A 19,064-nucleotide genomic window follows, 5' to 3' on the forward strand; every position below is an offset into this window, starting at 1 on the left:
CCGGTCGAGCAGCCACGACCCCGACGTGGGGTCGGAGACGAGGAGGGCGTGGCCGTGCGTCGCTGGACCCTGGTGGCCGCCGCCGCCCTCGTGCTGACGCTCGTCGCCGGGGTGCTCGTCGCCTGGCGCGGGGCCAGCCTGGCCGACGCCGTGGGCGACGGGGTGGCCGCCGCCACCGGCGCGGACGCGACCGACCTCGCGCCGGAGCCGATCGTGGAGGGGTCCACGCTCGTGGACGCCCGCACCGGTGAGGCCTGGACCCCGCGAGGCGTGACCTGGACCGGCTTCGCGACGGCGTGCGCGCAGGGCTGGGGCTACTCGACGCTCGACGCGCTGGGCGAGGACGGCGCCGCCCAGGAGGCGGCGGCGCTGGCCGCCTGGGACGTCGACACCGTCCGGCTCACCCTCAACCTGGACTGCTGGTCCGACACGGGGCGCGGTGCCCCCGTGGGCGACGCGTTCCACGCGCGCGACGTGGCGGGGTACCGCGCCCAGGTCGTCGCCTTCGTCGACGCCCTGCACGCCGAGGGCCTGGCCGTCGTCCTCTCCCTCGACACCCGCAAGGCCCAGGGCTCGGACGAGGTGGAGCGACCGGCCTTCCCGGGCTCGGCGTCCATCGCCTTCTGGAGCCTGGTGGGCAGGACGTTCGCCGACGACCCGTCGGTGATGTTCGAGCTGTACGCGCGTCCCGGGGAGCCCTCGACGCGGTCGACCAGCACCTCCCCCTGGGTCGACGAGGGCGCCCTGTGGCGCGACGGCGACTACTCGCACGCCGGCGCGACCGCGCTGCTGGAGGCCGTCCGGGGTGCCGGTGCCGAGCAGCCGGTGCTGCTGGCCGGCCTCTCGGCGGGCCAGGACCTCGGCTCGTGGCTGGCGCTCGCGCCCGCGGACGGCCAGCTCGTGGCGTCCTTCCAGCCGACGCCCGGGGGCGCGTGCGCGACGACGTCCTGCTGGGACCGGGAGGTGGCCCCCGTCGCCGACGTCGTGCCCGTCGTGGCGACCGAGGTCAGCGCCGGCGAGGACGGCACCGACGCGGACGTCGCGCGGGCCTACGCCCGCTGGGCGCGCCAGCACGGGACGGGCCTCCTCCTCGGCTGGTGGCGCACGGGGGCCGCGGACGACGGATCCCTGGTGAGCGACGACGCCGGCTCGCCCACGGCCTGGGGCACCGTCGCGGCCGGGCTGCTGGCCTCGGCCCGCGACTGAGCCCCTGCCCCTACATCCCTGGCCCTACCTCCCCGGCCGAGCACGCGCGGGACCGAGCGGACCGGACGCCCGCGCTGCCCGTTCGGGCATCCCGACGCCCACCCGACCTGCGAGGTCATGCCCCATTCCGGGGACATCTAGATACCCCTAAAGGTATCGTCGTGACCGAAAATTGTCCGAGGCAAGCATCGCTGCAGGTCAGGGACCATTTTCCGGGTCGCGAGGCAGCGTCGCCGCGCCGGGTCCCCCAGCCCTCAGGCCCGAGGACATCCGTGGTCCGAACGCACTCCAAAGGTGCGTCCTCACGCTCCCCCCAGCACCGCGACACGCGGCCTGAACTGGGATTACGTTGATTGTGGCAGGGCATGTGCAGCTGTTACCGAAGCGTGGACGTGCTGTTGCCTCCCGGGGTAACCGGGGCCCTTACCTTCGACGATGAAGACCCTGGGGTACCCAATGCCGCCCCCCACTGACCCCAGAGCCTCGGAAGGGATTCGGGACCAATGACTGTTCAGGTGACCAACCAGCCCAAGCGGAAGTCCGTCGGCTCCGCGTGGCTGGGCGTGCTCACGACGCTGCTCATCTTCGTGGCGTCCTTCGCCTTCTTCCTGATCGCCCCCATCGCCATGCTGCTCGGGGCGCTCCTCGTGCACACCGTGATGACGGCCAAGCAGAAGGCCAAGTCCGGCGGGGGTGGCGGCGGCAGCGCGGCCGGCTCCGGCTCGGGCAGCGGCTTCGGAGCGGGTGCCCAGTGACCGCCTCGATCCAGCGCAGCAGCAGCCGACGCCTCACCGAGGGCGTCGAGTCCCGCGTGGCGACCCTTCTCCCCGAGGGCATCTGCCGCACCTTCCGCGTCATGCCGTACGCGGTGGTCGACGACCAGGTCCTGGTCGCCGCCTCCGACGCCGACGACGAGATCACCCTCCAGGTGGTCGCCGAGCGCGTCGACGCGCCCGTCGTCCTCGTCCGGCACACCGCCAACGAGATCGTCGCCGCCATCGACGACGTCTACCCGCCGATCGAGGACGAGCTCGAGACCGTCGAGGAGCGCCGCACGCGCATCCAGATGGCCCAGATGCTCACCCGCAGCGGGCTCATCACCAACGAGCAGCTCCAGTCCGCGATGATCCAGCACGCCCGCAGCGGCGACCCGCTGGGCGACATCCTCGTGGCCGACGAGGCCATCTCCGAGGACATCCTCGTGGCGGCGCTCTCCGAGATCCACCAGATGCAGCGCGTCGGTCTGCGCGACTTCACCCCGGACATGGAGGTCGCCCGCCGGCTCCCCGAGCCGATCGCGCAGCGCCACCAGGTGCTCCCGGTCGCCGACGCGGACGGCACCCTGCTCCTCGCCGTCCAGCGTCCGCTCTCCCCCGAGCTCCTCGAGGAGGTCGAGGAGGCCGTCCAGCAGCCGGTCCGCCAGCTCCTGGCCAACCGCATCGACCTGGACGAGCTGATCCAGAAGGTGCACGGCGAGTACTACTCCGAGCTGGCGACGTCCTTCCTCATGGAGAACGCCCCGGAGATCTCCGCCCACCGCGTGTTCTCCACCCCGCAGAAGGTCGGCGGCATCGGCTTCCTCGTGCTCGTCGCGATCTGCATGGTCTTCGAGCCGATGAAGACCCTGATCGGCCTGGTGACCCTCGCGAGCGTCATCTACCTGGTCGTCTCGGTCTACAAGTTCCGCCTCACCCTGCGCGCCCTCGGCACCCACCTCGAGATCGAGGCCACGCCCGAGGAGATCGCGGCGCTGGACGAGCGGACGCTGCCGATCTACACGATCCTCGTGCCGCTGTACAAGGAGGGCAACATCGTCAAGCGCCTCGTGCGCGACATGAACGCCCTCGACTACCCGCGCACCCGCCTCGACGTGAAGCTCCTCTGCGAGGAGGACGACGTCGAGACGATCGAGATGATCAAGTCGATGGACCTGCCCCCGCACTTCCACTGCGTGGTCGTCCCCGACTCCCTGCCGAAGACCAAGCCCAAGGCCTGCAACTACGGCCTGATGGTCGCGCGCGGCAAGTACTGCGTCATCTTCGACGCCGAGGACCGCCCGGACCCGGACCAGCTCAAGAAGGCCGTCATCGCGTTCAACCGCGTCGGCGACAACGTGGCCTGCGTCCAGGGCAAGCTCAACCACTTCAACCAGGACCAGAACCTGCTCACCGCCTGGTTCGCCAACGAGTACTCGATGCACTTCGAGCTCGTGCTCCCCGCCATGGGTGCCTCGGAGTCGCCGATCCCGCTGGGCGGCACCTCGAACCACTTCGTGACCTCGATCCTGCGCGAGCTCGGCGCCTGGGACCCCTTCAACGTCACCGAGGACGCCGACCTCGGCATCCGCCTCCACCGTGAGGGCTACCGGACGGCGATGATCGACTCCACCACGCTGGAGGAGGCCAACTCCCAGGTCCCGAACTGGATCCGCCAGCGCAGCCGGTGGAACAAGGGCTACTACCAGACGTGGCTCGTGCACATGCGCAACCCGATCGGGCTGCTGCTCAAGATCGGCCCGAAGGACTTCATGTCCTTCAACCTGACCATGGGCTCGGCCTACGTGCTGCTGATGAACCCGATCTTCTGGTCGCTGACCACGCTCTACGTCATCACGCAGGCGGGCTTCATCCAGGCGCTGTTCCCGGGCCTGGTCTTCTACATGGCCTCCGCGATGCTCTTCGTGGGCAACTTCGTCTTCATCTACCTGAACCTGGCCGGCTCGCTGCAGCGCGGTGAGTTCGGCATCACCAGGACGGCGCTCCTCTCCCCGCTCTACTGGGGCCTGATGAGCTGGGCGGCCTGGAAGGGCTTCATCCAGCTCTTCACCAACCCCTTCTACTGGGAGAAGACCGAGCACGGCCTGGACGAGGAGGAGCACTGATGAGCACCACCGTCCAGCCGGCGATCATCACGAACGCCGCTCGCCTCGCCGGGATCGTCCAGGCCGTCGGCCGACGCTCCGCCGACGTCCCCCGTCGCTGGTGGGAGAGCGCGCTGGTCTTCGGCCTCTCCCTGGTCGTCTACACCTGGATCGGCTTCCGGGTCGTCGCGCAGCTGCACATCGTCAACTACGACATCCTCGACCGGATGAACCGCGCCCTCATGGTGTGGCACAACAACCCGGCCAAGATGTCGGCGATCGGCTTCGACTACCCGCCGCTCCAGACGCTGCTGATCTCGCCGCTCACGATCTTCCGGCTGGGCGTCGACTTCCTGGTCGTCATCCCGGTGGCCTCGGCGTTCTTCGCCGGCCTGCTGATGATGTACCTGAACACGATGATGCGCCGCACCGGCATCCCGGTGTTCCTGCGGATCGCGCTGCTGGTCGCGTTCGGCCTCAACCCGCTCGTCGTCCTCTACGCCACCACCGGCTCCCCGATGATGATCTGGCTGGCGTTCCTGGTCGCCTCGGTCGGCGCCCTCTACGCCTGGTACATCACCGCCGACGTCCGCTTCATCATGATCGGCGGCCTCGCGTTCGCGGTGGCCGGCCTCTCCGGCTACACCACGCTGCTCTACTTCCTGCTCGCCGCCGTCGGCGTCGGCGCGATCCTCGCCCACCTCGGCGCGGACGGCACCGAGGTCGAGGGGACGATGGTCGGCTTCGCCTCCCCCGCGATCTACGTCGTCGCTCTGTGGACGGGCTTCAACCTCCTGCTCGCGGGCAACCCGATCTACTGGATCACCAGCGCCGCCCCCACGACCACGGACATCGAGCAGTTCACCGCCCTCGGGCTCCTGCGCTGGACCGGTGAGCTGGTGCTCTTCGGGGCACCGCTGGCGATCCTGGTCCTGCCGGCGCTGCTCTTCGTCGGCCTGGGCCGCAACAACCCCTTCGCGGTGCTGCTCAGCCTCATGCTGACCCTCTCGATCCTCACCCCGGCCATGTCGGTGCTGCTCGGCCTCACCGACTCGCCGATGGCGATGGAGAACGCCGTCCCGATCCTGGTGATGTCGGTGATCGGCGCGCTGTGGCTGGCCCGCTCGGCCGGCGAGGGCGCCGCGGCGATCAGCGGCCTGCTCGCGCTGGCGCTCGTGGCGAGCATCCCGTGGACGTTCCAGGGCATGCGCACGTACAAGTACCAGAACCTGGAGAAGGTCTTCACCCAGGGCATCCTCTCCGGGGAGAGCCAGGAGGGCGCCACGACCAAGGGCGGCCAGACGATCACGCTCGACCCGGCGCTCGACATGGGCCAGTGGATCCAGGAGAACGTGGACGCCACGGGCTCCGTGCTCACCGACAACTCCGCCACGTACGCCGTCATGCTCTTCAGCGGCGAGCCGGAGCTGTTCTTCGACCGCATCGACAAGTCCGACGGGCCCTGGCTCCAGGCCGCGAAGAACCCGGTCAAGGCCGACGTCGACTACTTCCTCCTGACCACGGACGGTGACGACCTCCTCAGCGAGCAGTACCCGGAGCTGCTGAGCAGCGGCGAGCTGACCGTCGTCTACTCCAACGCCGAGTACGCCGTCGTGGCCGTCCCCGCCGACTTCGCCGGTCTCACGGAGGCTTCCGCGTCATGATCGACAACCGCGCCCGCATCCAGCCCCCGCCGACGCTCGAGGACATCCTGTCCGTCGACCGGGCGGACCGCATCGGTCAGGTGGACTTCACCCTCCGGCTCGCCCAGGCGGCGCAGGCGGAGGAGAAGGCCGCCGCGGAGGCGAGCCCGGGGGACACCGCCGAGGCGGTCCGGGTCGCCGCCGAGGCCCGCGCGGCGCGTACCCGCGAGCCCGTCGAGGCGCCCCAGGACGGCCCCGTCGTCCAGGCCCCCGACGTGGACCTGTTCGCCCCCGCCCCTGCGGCCCCGGTGCAGGACGCCGAGCCCGTCGAGGAGCCCGTGGCCGCCACCCGTCCGGAGGCCGGTCCGTTCGTCAAGCACACCTCCGGCAAGGGCGCGAAGCCCTCGCGCAAGGAGCAGCGCCCCACCCGGCGCTCCGCGAAGGCCGAGAAGCCCGTCGCCCAGCCCGAGGCCACGTCCGTGGCACAGCCCGCCGAGGCGCTCGTCGCCTCGGCGGCCCCCGCGGACCAGCCGGCCCTCCCCGCCGTTCCCGAGGGCCTGGCCATCCACCTGCCGGTCGACCAGGGCGCCTCGGACCAGTGGCTGGCCGGGCTCCGGGCCGACGTGGCCCCCACCGGCCCCAGCGCTCCTGCCGCGCCCACCGCGCGGGACCTGCCGGAGGACGAGCCGATGTTCCTCGCCCCGGCGCCCGTTCAGCAGCCCGTGCAGCAGCCCGTCGAGCCGGTCGCCGCGCCCGTGGAGCAGGCCCTCGAGCAGCCTGTCGCGCAGCCCGCCGTCCGGAAGCCCGCCGCCGCGGCCCGACCGGTGCACCGGCCCGCCACGCCGGCGCAGGCGTCGGCCCCGGCCGAGGTGCCCACCTCGGCCGAGGCGGACTCGTGGGCCGCGGACTTCGGCCCCGTCGAGACGCCGGTGGCCGTCCGTGCCGCCCGTCGTCCGGTCAACCGCCCGCAGCCGAAGTCGGTGGCCGTCGACCACGAGGCCCAGGCCCGCCGCCAGGCGATCGAGGAGCAGGCCCGCCGCGAGGCCAAGGCCCGCGCCCAGTCGGCCACCCGCCCGTACCGACCGGCCCCGCGCAGCGAGCAGGCCGAGGTCGTCGCCCCGACGGCGCCGAGCCGCACCGCCGCGCCCCGCCCGGCCACCCGCGCCGCCGAGCGCCGCTCCGCCGCGCAGCGCACCGCCGAGGCCAAGCTGCCCGTCACCGACGAGATCGGCTGGGAGCCGGAGCAGGTCTGGGACGAGCAGCCGCCGGCCGCACCGCGCCCGTCGGTCCGCGCCCCGCGCCCGGCCCGCCCCCGGGCCGCCCGCCCGCAGGCACCGGCGCCGCAGCCCGCCCAGCAGCCCGCGTTCGGCTACCCGGCCGACCACTCCAGCCAGTACCCGGCCCAGTACCCGGCCCAGTACCCGGCCCAGTACCCGGCCCAGTACCCGGCCCAGTACCCGGCCCAGCCGCAGTGGCCGGCCCAGCCGCCGGTGCAGCGTCGCCTCGGGGAGGAGGCGGTGCGCCCGCAGGCGCCCGCCGCCCCGCAGGCTGCCGCGCCGCGCCCGGCCGGCCCCCGGCTGCGCCCGGTCCCCAGCACCTGGGAGGAGACCCGCCGTGCGGGCCGCCCCCAGGACCCGTGGGGCACCCTGCTGAACGAGGCCATGGCCGTCTCCGACGGTGCCCACGAGGGTGCCTACGACGACTCCTACGACTCCTACGACGGGGTCCAGGAGGACGACCTGCAGGCCGGGCACGAGCCCGCCCCGGGCGACCCGTCGGAGTGGTGGGCCGAGTACGCCGAGCCGACCGCCCCGGCGCCCGCGCCCCAGCAGCCCCGCCAGCAGGCCGCCCCGCAGCAGCCGCGCGGCGCCCAGCCGGGCCAGCGGGCCGCCGCGTCCGCCCGTCCGGACCTCTACGACCTCCCGGCCGCGCAGGCCGGCGAGACCTACCTGGCCGCCACCCTCGACGGGCTCGGTGCCGGCGAGACGCGGATCGACGTCAGCGTCGACGACGTGGCCCGCTCGGTGATCGCCCGCATGCAGGCGGCCCAGCAGGCCACCGCCCTCCACCTGGAGGCCATCGAGCTCGAGGCGGCCCGCCGCTGCGAGCTGGTGACGGCCCAGGCCGAGCTCGACGCCGAGCTGATCCGGCTCAACGCCCGCCGCGAGGCGCACGCCCTGCTCACCGGCCCGCGTCGCGGTCCGCTGCGCGGGGGGCAGCCGGACGACGTCGTCCTGCACCGCCTCGGCGCCGTCTCCGCCCGATTCGCCGAGCACCTCGAGCGTCTCGACCCCACCGACCTCGACGAGGAGCGATGAACACCCAGTTCCGACGGCCCGGCCGGCGCGCAGGCGCCGCTGCCGCGCTCGTGACCCTGGCCCTGGTGGCCGCCGCGTGTGGTGAGGGCGACGACTCGTCCTCCGCCACCGCGGACGCCACCGTCACCGTGACCGCCGCCGCCACCGGCGACGCCGACTCCGGCTCGTCGACCGGCGGCAACGACACCAGCACGCAGAAGTTCTTCAACGACGCCTCGGTCTGGAACACCCGCGCCGACACCGAGGCCACGGACAAGAGCTCGGCCAAGATGCTCGAGCTGGCGATGACGCGCATCGGCTGGGAGGAGAAGAAGACCGGCCTCACCAAGGTCGTCAAGAAGGTCGACGACCCGCTGTGGATCAACACCACCGAGTGGACCGACCCGGTCGTCGCCGGGGGCGTGGCCACCGAGGTGACGTGCCGCCAGACCTCCTGCGGCGACGGCGAGGGCTCCATCACCCTCGACGTCCCCGAGGACGTGGACCCGGACCCGGAGTACGACGGCTGGTACACGATCCTCGACACCACGAACAACATCGCCTACGACCTCTGGCGCGCGCGCCGCGAGGACGACGGGTCGATCTCGTACCACTACATGAAGATCTGGAACCTGGACGGCTCCGGCTGGCAGACGGCCGGCGAGGTCGGCGCCCGCGGGTCGGGCCTGCCGCTGTTCGCCGGGCTCATCCGCCCGGCCGAGCTGGAGGCCGGCGAGATCGACCACGCCCTGGCGATCGCGGTCCCCGCGCCGTCCAGCAAGTGGTACGTCTCCCCCGCCTCCTCCACCGACGGCAACGGCAAGAACGCCTCGCTGCCCATCGGCGCCCGCATCCGCCTCAAGGCGAACGTGACCTTCAAGAACCCGGTGGACTCCAACGGCAAGAAGATCGCGCTCACCGCCGACCAGAAGCGGTACGCGGACGCGATCGTCCTGGCCCTGCGGACCTACGGCGCCATCGTCGTGGAGCGCGCCGAGGTGCCCACGCTCTTCGCCCAGCGCGACGCCACCGACCTCGAGGGCGACGAGCTCCAGGGGCTCAGCCTCGACGACTTCGAGGTGGTCAAGCTCGGCAAGAAGTACCGCTACCCGACGCCGGACAAGGTCGCCACGAACGCGGCCGCCACGGAGTCGGCGGCCGCCGACTCCACGGACTCCTCCGACACCGCCACCGCGTCCGCCACGGCGACCGCCACCGACACCGCCGGGAGCAACTGATGCACCGCCGCACCACTCGTGCCGCCGCCGCCACCTCGGCCCTCCTGGTGAGCACCGGCCTGCTGGCCGCCTGCTCGATGGACTCCGGCTCCAGCAGCGACCTGGTGCAGGACGCCCAGGCGCAGACCACCGTGACCGTGGCGCCGTCGACGCCCGTCAGCTCGGTGCAGGCCAACTACGACGCCCTGCCGACCGCCGCCGACGGCACCGTCACCATCGAGGGCATCGCCGACGAGCTCACCGCCTTCGAGCGGGCCAAGTTCAACTCCTCGGGCACCGACACCTTCGTGCAGCGCTCGACGACGTCGGCCGACACGGCCTACGCCAAGCTCTGCTCCGGCGACATCGACATCGCCGACACCTACACGGCCATGACGAACGCCCAGATCAAGGCCTGCCAGGCCAACGGCCTCGACGTGGTGCAGTTCGAGGTCGCCGCCGACGCGCTCGTGGTGGCCATCAAGAACGAGACGGACGTCGGGGGCGACTGCCTCTCGATGTCCCAGCTCGCCGAGATCTACCGGGCCGGCTCGCCGATCACCGAGTGGTCGCAGGTGGGCGACGGGTTCTACGACACCCCGCTCGAGGCCATCGGCGCACCGTACGGGGACGACCGGTTCACCTGGTTCGCCCAGACCGTGCTCGGCACCGACAACCCGGCCAAGGTGACGTTCCGCTCGGACTACGTCAGCTTCGACACCGACAAGAAGACCCGCCTCGAGGTCGTCGGCAACACCTCCGACGAGACGCTGGCCGCGGAGGTCCGCACCTACCAGCGGCAGGTCCAGCAGTACACGACCTACATCCGCTCGCAGCGCGGCGTCGTCGCCGACGCCCGCTCCGAGGTCCGCAAGGCGGCCAAGGAGGTCGCCAAGGGCGTCCGCACCGGTCGCGACGCGGCCACGCAGAAGTCCGACCGCCAGCGCCTGAGCACGGCCAAGAAGAAGCTCGCCCGCGAGGTGCGCAAGCTCGACCGCCTCCTGGCCGAGCAGGCCTCGCTCACCAAGAGCTACGCCAAGTCCAAGGCCGCCGCCAAGCGCGTCGAGGCCCTCACCGGTCGGGTCGCCTACCTCGGCTACAGCTACTACCAGGTGTTCGAGAACGAGCTGCGGCCGTTCGAGATCACCGAGGACGGCACCGAGAACTGCGTGTTCCCCAGCGCGGTGACCATCACCGACGGGCAGTACCCGCTCTCGCGGCCCTACCTGCTCACCACCACGCAGCGCTCCCTGGACCGCGACGAGGTGCAGGAGTTCCTGCTCTACTACCTCGACAACGCCCTGAAGGACGTCACCAGCAACAAGTCGAACACGGGCCTCAGCGTCCAGAACCGGCTCGTGACCGTGACCTCCGACCAGATCAAGGAGCAGCGAGGCTGGGTGACCGGTCGTCTCGACCCGACGTACCTCGAGGCCGACGGAACCACCAGCACCGCGAGCGCCTCGGACACCGCGTCCGCCGGCGCGAGCGCCTCCGCGTCCGCCACCGCCACCACGAGCTCCGGCTCCTAGTCACCCCGCCACAGGTCCCCGTCCGATTGGTGTCATGACCCTCCTCGTGCCCCCGTCCCGCCGCCGTGCCTCCGTCCTGGCGCTCGCGCTCGCCCTCTGCGTCCTGCCCGCCCTCGTGGCGGTCGGGGGCACGGCGAGCGCGGACGCAGGCGCCGGGTCCTCCACGGCGTCGGCGCGGCTCACGGGCACGAGGAAGGTCGTGAGCGTCCTGCGCTGGCGCGGGAACCACGGCGCCCGACAGAAGTCCGTCACCATTCCCGGTGTCGGCGTCCTGACCGCGGTGTGCCGGCCCGACGAGACCCTGCTGAACCTCACCCCGTACGAGCGGGCCAAGGAGACGCAGATGTGGCTGGCGAAGTACACCAAGAACCCGCGCACGGGGAAGGTCGTCTCCGTGGCGGTCAAGAACGTGCGGGTCTACAAGTACGCCACCGCCGACGACGACGGCACGGGCGGCACCGGGAAGGCCTCGCACGAGGGCCTCAACCTCGAGACGCCCGTCGAGGCCCGCGGCGCGGGCTACGCGCACGGCGTGATCAGCCAGCGGCGCGGTCGGAACGCCGCCGTCGGCGGCTCGTTCACCACGCCGGTGTCCTCGGTGGAGACCAGCTGGTACTGGGAGGGCTTCCACCGCAAGGACGTCTCGAAGCGGTTCTGCCGCATCCGCACCGTCGTCCGCACCACCGCCGAGAGCACCGCGTCGGCCACCTCCGACTCCGACAGCCGCCCCTTCGGCCTCTCCTGGCACGGCGAGTCCGACAGCGCGCTGCGCAAGCGGACCTTCACCCTCGGCAAGGCCGGCACGGTGTCCTTCACCTGCCGCGAGGCCGACGACGTCGACGACGCGGTCGAGACCGTCACCTTCACCCCCACCACGGCCCCGGCCTCGGGGTCCGAGGACACGGTGAACGTCTGGTTCGAGACGATCGAGGCCGAGGGCGCGGAGGACGACCACGTGGTGACCGACCAGTACGACTACGACCCGGACACCGAGTCGGTCCCGCCGATCCAGCTGCCGGAGAACGGCATGCTGCGGCTGTACTACACCGACGGCGCCCGGACCCGGCACCTCATCGTCTCCAGCTACTGGGTCGTGAACGACGACGACCCGGACCTGAACCTGTGCGAGGTCGCGGCCGCCCGCTTCTGAGGCCGCCCGCTTCCGAGACCGGTCGCTCAGCGCACCGCGTCGGCGCGCAGCGCGGCCAGGACCACGTCGAGGACGCCCACCTGACCGTCCAGCACGTCGGTGACGGGGTGCCAGGCGGCCTCGTCCGTCGTGCCGTCGTCCTCGGCGACGGCGGGCTCGGACCCGTCCGTGACGTCGGCGGAGAAGACCAGGTGGACGCCGTGGAAGTCCTCGGTCCTCCCGCTGGGCGCCGTGCCGGTGAAGTGCGTGTCGTGGACGATCAGCAGCCCCGAGGGAGCCACCTCCAGCCCGGTCTCCTCCGCGACCTCGCGGACCAGGGCCGAGGCCGGGTCCTCCCCGTGCTCCACCCCGCCGCCCGGCAGGGTCCAGGCGCCGGGGTGGGCCCCGCGCGCGGAGACCCGCGTCAGGAGCACCTCGTCCTCCCGCCGCACCAGCGCGTAGGCCGAGAGCCGCTGGTGCCGGACGACGGCGTGGCCGGCCAGCGCCTCGCGCACCAGGGCGTCCACGGGCACCCGGCCGGCCAGCACGTCGGCGAGCGGCAGCCAGGCCGCGTCCCGCGTGCTGCCGCCGACCTCGAGCGTGCGGGGCTCGGGCGAGCTCCGCGGCACCCAGCCCTCGAACACCATCCGGACGTGGTGGAAGTCCATGCGCTCGCCGTCCGACCAGACCACGTCCGGCCGGTGCTGGCTCACCACCCGGCAGGTCTCCGCGACCTCCGCGGCCAGGCCGGTCTCCTCGTGCACCTCGCGGACCACGGCCTCCCGCGGGTCCTCGCCGTGCTCGACGCCGCCGCCCGGGAGCGTCCAGAGGTCGTCGGGCCGGATGTGGGTGGCCACGAGGCTGAGCAGCACCTGCTCGTCGCGCACCACCAGGGCGTAGGCGGCCAGGCGCTGGACCTGCGGGGGCTGGTCGGGCTCGGCCGGCTGGGCGGGCGTCGGGGGCGGCGTCACCCGACCAACCTACGGGGCCGGGCGCGGCTCGCGTGACCCCCACCCGGCCTCGACGACGCCGGGCGGGCGGCGGTCCAGGAGCGTCGCCTGCGCCGGGGTGAGCGCGCCCCCGCCCAGGTGGGTCGGGTGGGTCGGCCACGCGGACGCCGGGCCGTGGGTGGGTCGGTGCTCGGGGAGGGCCTGGAGGCGGGTCAGCGTGGCGTCGAGCCAGTCCCCCAGCGCCAGGGTGGCGGCGACGTCCTGCCTGCGGGCGTCGGAGAGGACGGCGCGAGGGCTGCCCCCGGCGTCCCCCTGCGAGCTGGCGCCCGGCACCGGCGACGGACCCACCTGGACGTCCACGACGACGTGGCGGCGGGGCGTCGGCCGGGCCGCGGGGGCGTCGGGGTGCCGCTTGACCGGCCACAGCCGCTGGCTGCCCCAGTGCGCGAGCGGGACCAGCGGCGCGCCGGTCGTCCGGGCCAGCGCCGCCGCCCCGGGCATGAGCCGCTCGACGGTGTAGGAGTGGCCGAAGCCGGCCTGGCCGAAGATCACGACCGCCTCCCCCGCCTCCAGCAGCCGCCGGGCGTCGAGGAAGGCTGCGGCCGGGGCGGCGAAGTCCACCGGCACGTGACCCATCGCGTCGAGCGCCCGGCCGACGGGGCGGGAGCGCCAGAGGTCGGCCCGGCACAGGAACCGCCCGAAGCGCCCGCGCTGGGTCAGGGCGTGCCCGACCACGGCGAAGTCCGCGAAGGAGTGGTGGTTGGCGACGACCACGACGGGGCCCGTGCGGGGAACGTGCTCGAGCCCGGCCCAGCGCTCCTGGACGTCGAGGAGGCGCAGGACGCCGTGCCCGGCCCGGATCACCCGCCGGTACGTGGCGCCGGCGGCCGCACTGGCCCCTCCACTGGCCAGGGGGCAGGCGTCGCGGGTCACGGCGGGCTCGTCAGGAGAAGGGCGGACGGTCGTCCAGCCGGACCGAGCCCTTGCCGGCCCAGCGCCACAGCCGCGCGGCCGCGTCCCGGTCCTCGTCGGTCACGAGGTTGCCCATCCAGCGCAGGGCGAGGGTCATGAGCGCCGTCGAGCGCATGCCGGCCGGGCCGAAGCGCGGGAGCACCCACGGGACGGTCACCAGGCCGGCCAGGCGGCGGGCGATCGAGAACGCCTCGCCGTAGTGCTCGCGCAGCAGGGCGGGCCAGGCGGTGGCCAGGCCGTGCGCGTCCGCGTCGAGGTCGCCGAGGAGCGCGGCGACCAGGCGACCGGTCTCCAGGCCGTAGTCGATCCCCTCGCCGTTGAGCGGGTTCACACAGCCGGCCGCGTCGCCGATCAGCGCCCAGTTGGGGCCGGCGACCTGGCTGACGGCACCGCCCATGGGCAGGAGCGCGGAGGTGGGCATGCGCAGGTCGTCCCCCAGCCCGAACTCCTCGCGCCGCTGGTCGGCGTAGAAGGACATGAGCGGCTTGACGGCGATGTCGGCCGGCCGCTTGGCCGTGGCGAGCGTCCCCACGCCGAGGTTCACCTCGCCGGTGCCGAGCGGGAAGATCCAGCCGTAGCCGGAGAGGATCGAGCCCTGCTCGTCCCGCAGCTCCAGGTGCGAGCTGATCCAGGTGTCGTCGTGCTTCTCGCTGGTGACGTAGGAGCGCCCGGCCACGCCGTAGACCGTGTCGCGGTGCCACTCCCGCCCCAGCACCTTGCCGAGCGGGGAGCGGACGCCGTCCGCCACCACCAGCCGCCGGCAGGCGATCTCGAAGCGCTCCGCATCCTCGCGACCACCCTGACCCCGCCGCTCGAAGACGACGGCGGCCACGCGGCTGCCGTCGCGCCGGACGTCGACCGCCCGGGCGTCCTCGACGCAGGTCGCGCCCGACTCCACCGCCACCTGGCGCAGGCGGTCGTCGAGCTCCGTACGCGGCACCGCGCTCCCCCAGTCCGGCAGCGCTCCCCCGGGCCACGGCAGGTGCAGGACCTGGCCGAAGCCGTGCGCGCGGAGGCCCTGGTTGACGGTGCGGCCGCGCAGCCAGTCCTCGAGACCGAGGAGGCGCAGCTCGCCGACCGCCCGGGGCGTCAGCCCGTCGCCGCAGGTCTTGTCGCGCGGGAACGTCGCGGCGTCCGCGAGGACCACCTGGACCCCCTGGCGCGCCAGCCACGCGGCGGCCGCGGAGCCCGCCGGGCCCGCACCCACCACCAGCACGTCGGTCTCGGTCGGCGGGGGTGTCACGGCGGCGCTGCTCACGTGCCCGATTCTGGCAGGTGGCACCGAGGACGACGCACGCGGTGGGGGCCGGGCGTCACGGGGACGCAGAACGGCCCCGCCCCCACCGAGGTGGGGACGGGGCCGGACGTGGGTGACGTCAGTTCTGGTAGGAACCGAAGTCGAAGTCGTCGAGCGCGACAGCCTGGCCGCCGGTGCTCCCGAACTCGTAGTCGTAGGAGTCGTACCCGGTGACCGAGTAGGCCGAGGCACGCGCCTCCTCGGTGGGCTCCACCCGGACGTTGCGGTACCGCTCGAGGCCGGTGCCCGCCGGGATCAGCTTGCCGATGATCACGTTCTCCTTCAGACCGCGCAGCGAGTCGCTGCGGCCGTTGATGGCCGCGTCGGTGAGCACGCGGGTGGTCTCCTGGAAGGAGGCCGCCGAGAGCCACGACTCGGTCGCCAGCGAGGCCTTCGTGATGCCCATGAGCACCGGACGACCCGAGGCCGGCTTGCCGCCCTCGGAGACCACGCGACGGTTCTCCTCCTCGAAGAGGGTGCGGTCGACGAGGTCGGACGGCAGCAGGTGCGCGTCGCCCGACTCGATGACGGTCACGCGGCGCAGCATCTGGCGCACGATGATCTCGATGTGCTTGTCGTGGATCGACACGCCCTGCGAGCGGTACACCGACTGGACCTCGCCCACCAGGTGCTCCTGGGCCCGACGGACACCGAGGATGCGCAGGACGTCCTGCGGGTCCGGGGTGCCGACGGTGAGCATCTGGCCGACGGAGACGTGGTCGCCGTCCGCGACGAGCAGGCGCACGCGCTTGGAGACCGGGTACTCCTGGACCTCCGAGCCGTCGTCCGGGGTGACCAGGACCTTGCGGGCCTTGTCGGTCTCCTCGATCTCGACGCGACCGGCGGCCTCGGTGATCGGGGCACGGCCCTTGGGGGACCGGGCCTCGAAGAGCTCGACGACGCGGGGAAGACCCTGCGTGATGTCGTCGGCCGAGGCCACACCACCGGTGTGGAAGGTACGCATCGTCAGCTGCGTGCCGGGCTCACCGATCGACTGGGCCGCGATGATGCCGACGGCCTCGCCGATGTCGACCAGCTTGCCGGTGGCCAGCGAGCGGCCGTAGCACTTCGCGCAGGTACCGGTCTTCGCCTCGCAGGTGAGGACGGAGCGGACCTTGACCGACTCGACGCCGGCGGCGATGAGCTCGTCGATCTTGACGTCACCCAGGTCGCCGCCCGCCTCGACCAGCAGCTCGCCGGTCTCGGGGTGGGCGATCTCGGTGGCCGAGCAGCGGGCGTAGGCCGCGGTGTCGACGTTCTCGGTGGCGACCAGACGGCCGTCCTCGAGGCGCTCCGCGATGGTCTTCGGCAGACCACGCTCGGTGCCGCAGTCCTCCTCGCGGATGATGACGTCCTGCGACACGTCCACCAGACGACGGGTCAGGTAGCCCGAGTCGGCGGTCCGCAGCGCGGTGTCGGCGAGACCCTTGCGGGCACCGTGCGTGGAGATGAAGTACTCCAGGACGGAGAGGCCCTCGCGGAAGTTCGCCTTGATCGGGCGCGGGATGATCTCGCCCTTCGGGTTCGCCACCAGACCACGCATGGCGCCGACCTGACGGATCTGGTTCATGTTTCCGGACGCACCGGAGTGGACCATGATGTAGATCGGGTTCGTCGGGTCGAAGGCCTTCTCCATCGCGTCACCGACGCGGCGGCTGGCCTCGGTCCAGATCTCCACGAGCTCCTGGCGACGCTCGTCGTCGGTCATCAGACCGCGCTCGAAGTCCTTCTGGACCTTCGCGGCCTGCTTCTCGTAGCCGGCGAGGATGCCGGGCTTGTCGTCCGGGGTCGTCACGTCGTCGATCGAGACGGTGACGCCGGAGAACGTGGCCCAGCGGAAGCCGGCGTCCTTGAGCGCGTCCAGGGACGCCGCGACGACGACCTTGGGGTACCGCTCGGCCAGGTCGTTGACGATCTGGCCCAGCTTCTTCTTGCCCACCTCGCCGTTGACGAACGGGTAGTCGATCGGCAGCAGGTCGTTGAAGAGGATGCGACCCAGGGTCGTCTCCACGATGACCGCGTCACCGAGCTCGCCCTCGACGCCCTCCGGCGGCACGACGTCGTCCATGCGCACCTTGACGGTGCTCTGCATGGCGATCTCGCCGCGGTCGAAGGCCATGACGGCCTCGGCCGGGGACGAGAAGACGCGACCGTCACCCTTCTGCTCACCACGGTCCGAGGTGAGCCAGAACAGGCCGATGATCATGTCCTGCGAGGGCATGGTCACCGGACGGCCGTCCGACGGCTTGAGGATGTTGTTCGTCGACAGCATCAGGATGCGGGCCTCGGCCTGCGCCTCCGCGGAGAGCGGCAGGTGGACGGCCATCTGGTCACCGTCGAAGTCGGCGTTGAACGCGCCGCAGACGAGCGGGTGGATCTGGATGGCCTTGCCCTCGATCAGCTGCGGCTCGAAGGCCTGGATGCCGAGGCGGTGCAGCGTGGGCGCACGGTTCAGCAGCACCGGGTGCTCGGTGATGACCTCTTCGAGGACGTCCCACACCACGGGGCGGGCGCGCTCGACCATGCGCTTGGCCGACTTGATGTTCTGCGCGTGCGAGAGGTCGACGAGGCGCTTCATCACGAACGGCTTGAAGAGCTCCAGGGCCATCTGCTTGGGCAGACCGCACTGGTGCAGCTTCAGCTGCGGGCCGGAGACGATGACCGAACGACCCGAGTAGTCGACGCGCTTGCCGAGCAGGTTCTGACGGAAGCGACCCTGCTTGCCCTTGAGCATGTCGGAGAGCGACTTCAGCGGCCGGTTGCCCGGGCCGGTGACCGGACGACCGCGGCGGCCGTTGTCGAACAGCGAGTCCACGGCCTCCTGGAGCATCCGCTTCTCGTTGTTGACGATGATCTCGGGCGCGCCCAGGTCGAGCAGCCGCTTGAGGCGGTTGTTCCGGTTGATCACGCGGCGGTACAGGTCGTTCAGGTCGGAGGTGGCGAAGCGGCCACCGTCGAGCTGGACCATCGGGCGCAGGTCCGGCGGGATGACCGGGACGGCGTCGAGGACCATGCCGATCGGCTGGTTGCCGGTCTTGCGGAAGGCGTCGACGACCTTGAGGCGCTTGAGGGCGCGGACCTTCTTCTGGCCCTTGCCGGTCGCGATGGTCTCGCGCAGGCTCTCGACCTCGGCCTCGATGTCGAAGTCCTGGAGGCGCTTCTGGATCGCCGCGGCGCCCATGTAGCCCTCGAAGTACTTGCCGAACCAGTTCTTCATCTCCCGGTACAGCATCTCGTCGCCCATGAGGTCCTGGACCTTGAGGCTCTTGAAGGTGTCCCACACCTCCGCGAGGCGGTCGATCTCGCGCTGCGCGCGGTCGCGCAGCTGCTTCATCTCCCGCTCGGCGCCGTCCTTGACCTTGCGCTTCTGGTCGGACTTGGCACCCTCCGCCTCCAGGGCGGCGAGGTCCTCCTCCAGCTTGCGCGCGCGGTCCTCCAGCGACTGGTCGCGCCGGCGCTCGAGGCGCTCGCGCTCCAGGCCGACCTTGCCCTCGAGGGAGGACAGGTCGCGGTGCCGGGCGTCCTCGTCGACCGAGGTGATCATGTAGGCCGCGAAGTAGATGACCTTCTCGAGGTCCTTCGGGGCCAGGTCGAGCAGGTAGCCCAGGCGCGAGGGGACGCCCTTGAAGTACCAGATGTGCGTGACGGGCGCGGCCAGCTCGATGTGGCCCATGCGCTCGCGGCGCACCTTGGACCGGGTCACCTCGACGCCGCAGCGCTCGCAGATGATGCCCTTGAAGCGGACGCGCTTGTACTTGCCGCAGTAGCACTCCCAGTCCCGGGTGGGACCGAAGATCTTCTCGCAGAAGAGGCCGTCACGCTCGGGCTTGAGCGTGCGGTAGTTGATGGTCTCGGGCTTCTTGACCTCGCCGTGGCTCCACTGGCGGATCTCGTCGGCGGTGGCCAGACCGATCCGGAGCTGGTCGAAGAAGTTCACGTCGAGCACGGTGGCTGATGTCCT

At 72.0% G+C, this 19,064-nt stretch carries 12 protein-coding genes; 8 read left to right on the forward strand and 4 right to left on the reverse strand.

Going from position 1 to position 19,064, the window contains the following annotated elements; genetic code table 11:
* Positions 1–54: 54 nt before the first annotated feature.
* From E8D37_RS14895 to E8D37_RS14930, 8 genes are all read left to right on the forward strand, one after another.
* Entirely contained in the window at positions 55–1,206 is a 1,152-nt protein-coding gene (locus E8D37_RS14895; protein WP_136570601.1) for a hypothetical protein, read from the forward strand.
* A gap of 515 nt (positions 1,207–1,721) precedes the next feature.
* Positions 1,722–1,961 (forward strand): hypothetical protein, encoded by a 240-nt coding sequence (locus tag E8D37_RS14900; protein WP_136570602.1) that lies wholly within the window; start codon positions 1,722–1,724, stop codon positions 1,959–1,961.
* A complete protein-coding gene (locus tag E8D37_RS14905) occupies positions 1,958–4,087 on the forward strand; it encodes a glycosyltransferase (protein WP_136570603.1) in 2,130 nt (709 codons plus the stop codon). The genes E8D37_RS14900 and E8D37_RS14905 overlap by 4 nt, the downstream gene beginning before the upstream one ends.
* The gene (locus tag E8D37_RS14910) at positions 4,087–5,730 is read left to right on the forward strand and encodes a hypothetical protein (RefSeq protein WP_136570604.1); all 1,644 of its coding nucleotides are present in this window, start codon (positions 4,087–4,089) and stop codon (positions 5,728–5,730) included. The genes E8D37_RS14905 and E8D37_RS14910 overlap by 1 nt, the downstream gene beginning before the upstream one ends.
* Entirely contained in the window at positions 5,727–8,027 is a 2,301-nt protein-coding gene (locus E8D37_RS14915; RefSeq protein WP_136570605.1) for a hypothetical protein, read from the forward strand. The genes E8D37_RS14910 and E8D37_RS14915 overlap by 4 nt, the downstream gene beginning before the upstream one ends.
* The gene (locus E8D37_RS20605) at positions 8,024–9,244 is read left to right on the forward strand and encodes a hypothetical protein (RefSeq protein ID WP_136570606.1); all 1,221 of its coding nucleotides are present in this window, start codon (positions 8,024–8,026) and stop codon (positions 9,242–9,244) included. Before E8D37_RS14915 ends, E8D37_RS20605 begins: the two co-directional genes overlap by 4 nt.
* Positions 9,244–10,755, forward strand: coding sequence for a hypothetical protein (locus E8D37_RS14925; RefSeq protein WP_136570607.1), 1,512 nt, complete (start codon positions 9,244–9,246; stop codon positions 10,753–10,755). Before E8D37_RS20605 ends, E8D37_RS14925 begins: the two co-directional genes overlap by 1 nt.
* 34 nt (positions 10,756–10,789) lie before the next feature.
* On the forward strand, positions 10,790–11,905 hold the full coding sequence (locus tag E8D37_RS14930; RefSeq protein WP_136570608.1) for a hypothetical protein: 1,116 nt from the start codon (positions 10,790–10,792) through the stop codon (positions 11,903–11,905).
* A 26-nt stretch (positions 11,906–11,931) separates the two neighbouring features.
* Here the strand turns inward: E8D37_RS14930 and E8D37_RS20610 are convergent, their stop codons facing one another.
* The 4 genes from E8D37_RS20610 to E8D37_RS14950 form a co-directional block, all read right to left on the reverse strand.
* On the reverse strand, positions 11,932–12,855 hold the full coding sequence (locus tag E8D37_RS20610) for an NUDIX domain-containing protein (protein ID WP_276606502.1): 924 nt from the start codon (positions 12,853–12,855) through the stop codon (positions 11,932–11,934).
* 9 nt (positions 12,856–12,864) lie between these two features.
* Positions 12,865–13,767: a lysophospholipid acyltransferase family protein gene (locus E8D37_RS14940; RefSeq protein ID WP_136570609.1), complete on the reverse strand. Its 903-nt coding sequence runs from the start codon at positions 13,765–13,767 to the stop codon at positions 12,865–12,867.
* A gap of 10 nt (positions 13,768–13,777) precedes the next feature.
* Positions 13,778–15,064, reverse strand: a complete 1,287-nt coding sequence (locus E8D37_RS14945) for a geranylgeranyl reductase family protein (protein WP_136570610.1) — start codon at positions 15,062–15,064, stop codon at positions 13,778–13,780.
* Positions 15,065–15,182: 118 nt separating this feature from the next.
* Positions 15,183–19,049, reverse strand: a complete 3,867-nt coding sequence (locus E8D37_RS14950) for a DNA-directed RNA polymerase subunit beta' (RefSeq protein ID WP_136570611.1) — start codon at positions 19,047–19,049, stop codon at positions 15,183–15,185.
* Positions 19,050–19,064: the final 15 nt, after the last annotated feature.

It is taken from the genome of Nocardioides sp. GY 10127 (assembly GCF_004919085.1).
Classification (GTDB): domain Bacteria; phylum Actinomycetota; class Actinomycetes; order Propionibacteriales; family Nocardioidaceae; genus Nocardioides.

Coding starts and splice junctions, on each gene's coding strand:
- E8D37_RS14910 (WP_136570604.1), top strand. CDS start 4,087: ATGAGCACCACCGTCCAGCCGGCGATCATCACGAACGCCGCTCGCCTC.
- E8D37_RS14915 (WP_136570605.1), top strand. CDS start 5,727: ATGATCGACAACCGCGCCCGCATCCAGCCCCCGCCGACGCTCGAGGAC.
- E8D37_RS20605 (WP_136570606.1), top strand. CDS start 8,024: ATGAACACCCAGTTCCGACGGCCCGGCCGGCGCGCAGGCGCCGCTGCC.
- E8D37_RS14925 (WP_136570607.1), top strand. CDS start 9,244: ATGCACCGCCGCACCACTCGTGCCGCCGCCGCCACCTCGGCCCTCCTG.
- E8D37_RS14930 (WP_136570608.1), top strand. CDS start 10,790: ATGACCCTCCTCGTGCCCCCGTCCCGCCGCCGTGCCTCCGTCCTGGCG.